Genomic DNA, 4,418 nt, shown 5'->3' on the forward strand with positions numbered 1-4,418 from the left:
AGGTTGCCAAGGCAGAGGGCAAGCTCAAAGAAGAAAAGAAGTCCGCCGCCGCCAAGGCTTCCACCTCCGCTAAAGCTGCGGCGGACCACCGCTATAACGGGGCAGGCAAGTCGGCGGATAAAGCTAAAGCAAAGAAGTAGGCTTTTGGAATGAATTTAATAGCGCAAGGTTTGGAAATAAGCCTTGCGTCTTTTTTGTTGACATTTGACTTTTGTTTTGACAGGATTAATCAACAACAATCTAGCAAGGGGAAAAACATTATGACCCGTCAGGATATTTTGCAGATATTAAATGAGTCGAAAGAAGAAATAAAGAAAAGATACAGGGCCGAGCTAAAAGGCGTTTTCGGCTCTTATGCCCGGGGGCAGCAAAAGCCCGGAAGCGATGTGGATGTTCTGGTTGCCTGGGATAATAACGCCATGTTCCCCGCGTGGGCGTGTGAATTGAAACGAATTTCGTGTCTATCAGATAACCGCAGGCCCGGTCACTTACAACGCTACAACGCTTACCAGTTGACTTATGCGCCTTAAATAGGGTATAATTACAGGTCATTTAACTTTGCCCTGCCTGCCCCTCTTCGCAGGTTGCGGCGTATCAAAAACAACCCCTTTTTTAGGAGACGGAAAGACCATGCCTTTGAACAAGGAAAAGAAGCAGGACGTAATTTCGGCCCACAAGAAACACGAAGGCGACACCGGATCCCCCGAGGTCCAGATCGCCCTGCTGACCGAGAGGATCAACCAGCTGACCGGACACTTAAAGGCCAACAAGAAGGACCATGCTTCGCGGCGCGGACTTCTGATGATGGTGGGCCGCCGCCGCCGGCTGCTGGATTATCTCAACAAGCGCCATGCCGCCCGGTACCGGGCCATAGTGGAAAAATTAGATTTAAGGAAGTAAAATTTTGGGGGCGATTTTACGGTTAAAATCGCCCCTTGTCATTAACCTAACCGGAACAATTCCTTCCGGTCTTAAAGCCGGGAGAAGCCTTAGGCTTTTTGGAGCCTGGGACAAAAAGGAGGTTTTATGGTTCATACCAAGGAACTGGAGATCGGCGGCCGGAAGCTCATCATCGAGACCGGCAAGATCGCCAAACAGGCCCACGGCTCGGTGACAGTGCGCTACGGAGGGACCGTGGCGCTGGTGACCGCTGTGGGATCCGACCAGCCCCGGGAGGGAATAGATTTCTTCCCCTTATCTGTGGAATACCGGGAACAGGCCTACGCCGCCGGGCGGATCCCGGGCGGGTTCTTCAAGCGCGAGGGAAAGCCCCGGGACAAGGAAATACTATCGGCCCGGCTGATCGACCGTCCCTTAAGGCCCTTGTTCCCCGAAGGGTACAGGAACGAAGTGCAAGTGGTCTGCCTGATCCTTTCGGCCGACCAGGAGAACGACGCCGACATCCTGGGCCTGACCGGGGCTTCGGCCGCTTTATCCATCTCCGACATTCCCTTTTCCGGGCCGATCGCCGCGGTGCGGGTGGGCAAGGCGGAGAACGGCTACGTCATCAACCCCACCTTCCAACAGCTGGAACAGAGCCGGATAGACATCGTGATCGCCGGCAGCAAGGACTCCATCACCATGGTGGAGGCCGGGGCCCGCGAGGTCTCGGAGGCCGAGATCATCGAAGCCATAGAGTTCGGGCATAAATACATCAAACAGATCATCGCCCTGCAGCAGGAGCTGGTGGGGCTGTGCGGCAAACCCAAACGGCAGGTGGAGATCGCCCCGGTCAACCAAGCCCTGCTGGAAAAGGTCAAAACTTTGACCATAGACAAGATTCAGGCGGCCAACGTTCTGCCCCACAAGGAAGAACGGCAGGATGCCATCAAAAAAATCTGCCAGGAGGCCGCCCTTGCCCTGCTGCCGGAATTCCCCGAGACTGAAAAACAGATCAACGCCATGGCGGAGGAGATCCAGAGCCACGACCTGCGGGAGCGGATATTGAGCCAGGGCCAGCGGGCCGACGGGCGGAGCCTGACCGGGATCCGGCCCATCGTCTGCGAGATCGGGGTGCTGCCCCGGACCCACGGCTCGGCCATCTTTACCCGGGGCGAGACCCAGAGCCTGGCGGTGACCACCCTGGGAACGGCCTCCGACGAGCAGCGGATCGAGGACCTGGAGGGGGAATACTCCAAAAGCTACATGCTGCACTATAACTTCCCGCCCTTCTCGGTGGGCGAGGTCAAGCCCATCCGGGGCCCGGGCCGGCGGGAGATCGGGCACGGCGCCCTGGCCGAACGGGCGGTGGCCCCGGTGATCCCCTCCGAGGACCTTTTCCCCTACACGGTGCGGGTGGTCTCCGATATCCTGGAATCCAACGGCTCGTCCTCCATGGCTTCGGTCTGCGGAGCCTCGCTCTCGCTGATGGACGCCGGGGTGCCCATCAAGGCGCCGGTGGCCGGCATCGCCATGGGATTGGTGATGGAGGGGGATAAGGTGGCCATCCTTTCCGACATCATGGGACTGGAGGACCACCTGGGAGACATGGACTTTAAAGTGGCCGGCACTAAGGCTGGCATCACCGCCCTGCAGTTAGACATAAAAGTTCAGGGCCTCAACAAGGAGATACTGGAGAAGGCCCTGACCCAGGCCCACCAGGGAAGGATGCACATCCTGGGCGAGATGGAGAAGACCATCTCCGCTCCCAAAGCCGAGATTTCGGTCTATGCGCCCCGGATTTTGGCCCTGAATATTCCGGTGGAGAAGATCGGAATGATTATCGGGCCGGGCGGCAAGATGATCCGGGCGCTGCAGGAGGAGTTCTCGGTCAAGATCGACATCGGCGACGACGGCAAGGTGACCATCGCCTCGGTGGACGTTGGCGGAGCCCAGGCCTGCTACGAAAAGATCAAGGCCATGACGGTGGAAGCCGAGATGGGCCGGATTTACCAGGCCAAAGTGGTAAAGATCATGAACTTCGGAGCCTTCGTGGAATTCATGCCCGGCACCGAGGGACTGGTCCACATCTCGGAGCTGGATAAATCACGGGTTAACAAAGTCGAGGACATCGTCAAAGAGGGCGACTCCATCACGGTCAAGCTGATCAAAGTCGACCCCGACACCGGAAAGTACAGCCTTTCCCGCAAACAGGCGCTGGGTTAATGGCGGGATAATTTATTTTTAGAATTAAACAATGAGCCGGGAGCGATCCCGGCCCATTGTTTTTTAGGGCTTAATCAAAAAATCTCAAAATATTTTAAAATAGTTCTGACAAATACCGTAAAAAGTGTTATCTTAATCATGCCTGACAACAACCGCGTGAAGTCCTGCCCTTAACAATATCATAAATATTGGGTGGTGAGAACGTTGAAAATAACAAAAAGCCTTAATGTCTCCGGTAAAAAACGCTGACATTGGGTTTTTTGGGGTTAAAACAATCAAGGAGATATTAAAAATGAAAAGAATTATTCTGTGTTTGGCTTGCATATTGATTTGTTCGGCCGGTTTTTTATTTGCCGGCAAACCGAACCGTTTGAGGAAATTGACGGAACAGGAAAAGATACAAATGGTTTTAGCCAATTTGCGCCAGGCCGCCCAGCATGGCGAGGCAAATGAGTTTATTAATAATTTTTCCAAGGATTACAAAGACGCTGATTCCAAATCCGGCAACGACCATGCAAAGATGAAGCAAAACGCTGCGGATTTTTTCAGCCAATATAAGCCGATTGATGACAAGCCTATGCTTTATATATACGACACAAAAATAAGCATTGGCGGAAATATTGCCACGGTTGATTGTAAAATGATGTTGATGGCCCGTTCAATTGAATCCGGAGGAAATGTAAACGAACTTTTTGCAGATCAAATAGATTTTGTAAAAGAAGGCGAAGTTTGGAAAATTGGCAATTTTACGAAAGTTGGTAAAATTATGAACAAAGCAAATAATATGCGAAAGAGTAAAAAAGAGCAGGAGGCAAAATGAGGGCTTATTTAAATAAAATAATAATTCTATTAACAGCAACTGTAGTTGTTATTGTTTGTATTATTTCGTGCAGCAAAAAACCAGACCCGCCTGCCCCGGATGTTTCCAAGATATATAGGTATTTAGAGTATGATTGTCAACAAGATTTTGGATTGTTTGTCAGGGAAAATCAAGAGTCTGAAGGTAAATTTATAGCAGCATTTGGGGAGGCGAACAATCCTCTTGTTATTTGGTGGAACTCATCAACGTTGACTGCAGAATATCTCCAGGTGGATGATGTGGTTGAGAATACGATTTTAGACCAATATCACCTTACAAATTGGGATAAAAACACTAACCCGTCTTCTTTATATTGGCTCTTCTCCCTAAGGAGTGGGTAAAATCAAGCTTGGTGGCGAGCTGAAGTAGTTGGCAGTAAACGAGTTCTTTGATAGCAACCCCGGTAAAAATATGGTAAACTTCCGGTATGAATAAGATCAAACGATTGGAAGAC

6 protein-coding genes are annotated in these 4,418 nt (G+C 51.6%); all 6 read left to right on the plus strand.

What is annotated here, in order from left to right; genetic code table 11:
- Nucleotides 1-140 (plus strand): hypothetical protein (locus tag HY768_05565; protein ID MBI4726677.1); only part of this gene is annotated, 140 nt, incomplete at its 5' end.
- Nucleotides 141-260: 120 nt separating this feature from the next.
- Nucleotides 261-530, plus strand: a complete 270-nt coding sequence (locus tag HY768_05570; protein MBI4726678.1) for a nucleotidyltransferase domain-containing protein — start codon at nucleotides 261-263, stop codon at nucleotides 528-530.
- 100 nt (nucleotides 531-630) lie between these two features.
- Nucleotides 631-900, plus strand: coding sequence for a 30S ribosomal protein S15 (gene rpsO, locus HY768_05575; protein MBI4726679.1), 270 nt, complete (start codon nucleotides 631-633; stop codon nucleotides 898-900).
- 126 nt (nucleotides 901-1,026) lie between these two features.
- Nucleotides 1,027-3,105, plus strand: coding sequence for a polyribonucleotide nucleotidyltransferase (gene pnp, locus HY768_05580; protein ID MBI4726680.1), 2,079 nt, complete (start codon nucleotides 1,027-1,029; stop codon nucleotides 3,103-3,105).
- Nucleotides 3,106-3,397: 292 nt separating this feature from the next.
- A complete protein-coding gene (locus HY768_05585) occupies nucleotides 3,398-3,925 on the plus strand; it encodes a hypothetical protein (protein ID MBI4726681.1) in 528 nt (175 codons plus the stop codon).
- Entirely contained in the window at nucleotides 3,922-4,305 is a 384-nt protein-coding gene (locus HY768_05590) for a hypothetical protein (GenBank protein ID MBI4726682.1), read from the plus strand. The genes HY768_05585 and HY768_05590 overlap by 4 nt, the downstream gene beginning before the upstream one ends.
- Nucleotides 4,306-4,418 lie beyond the last annotated feature (113 nt).

The sequence above is a fragment of the candidate division TA06 bacterium genome (assembly GCA_016208585.1).
Taxonomy (GTDB): Bacteria; Edwardsbacteria; AC1; order AC1; family EtOH8; genus UBA5202.

Coding starts and splice junctions, on each gene's coding strand:
- HY768_05570 (MBI4726678.1), top strand. CDS start 261: ATGACCCGTCAGGATATTTTGCAGATATTAAATGAGTCGAAAGAAGAA.
- HY768_05590 (MBI4726682.1), top strand. CDS start 3,922: ATGAGGGCTTATTTAAATAAAATAATAATTCTATTAACAGCAACTGTA.
- pnp (MBI4726680.1), top strand. CDS start 1,027: ATGGTTCATACCAAGGAACTGGAGATCGGCGGCCGGAAGCTCATCATC.
- rpsO (MBI4726679.1), top strand. CDS start 631: ATGCCTTTGAACAAGGAAAAGAAGCAGGACGTAATTTCGGCCCACAAG.
- HY768_05585 (MBI4726681.1), top strand. CDS start 3,398: ATGAAAAGAATTATTCTGTGTTTGGCTTGCATATTGATTTGTTCGGCC.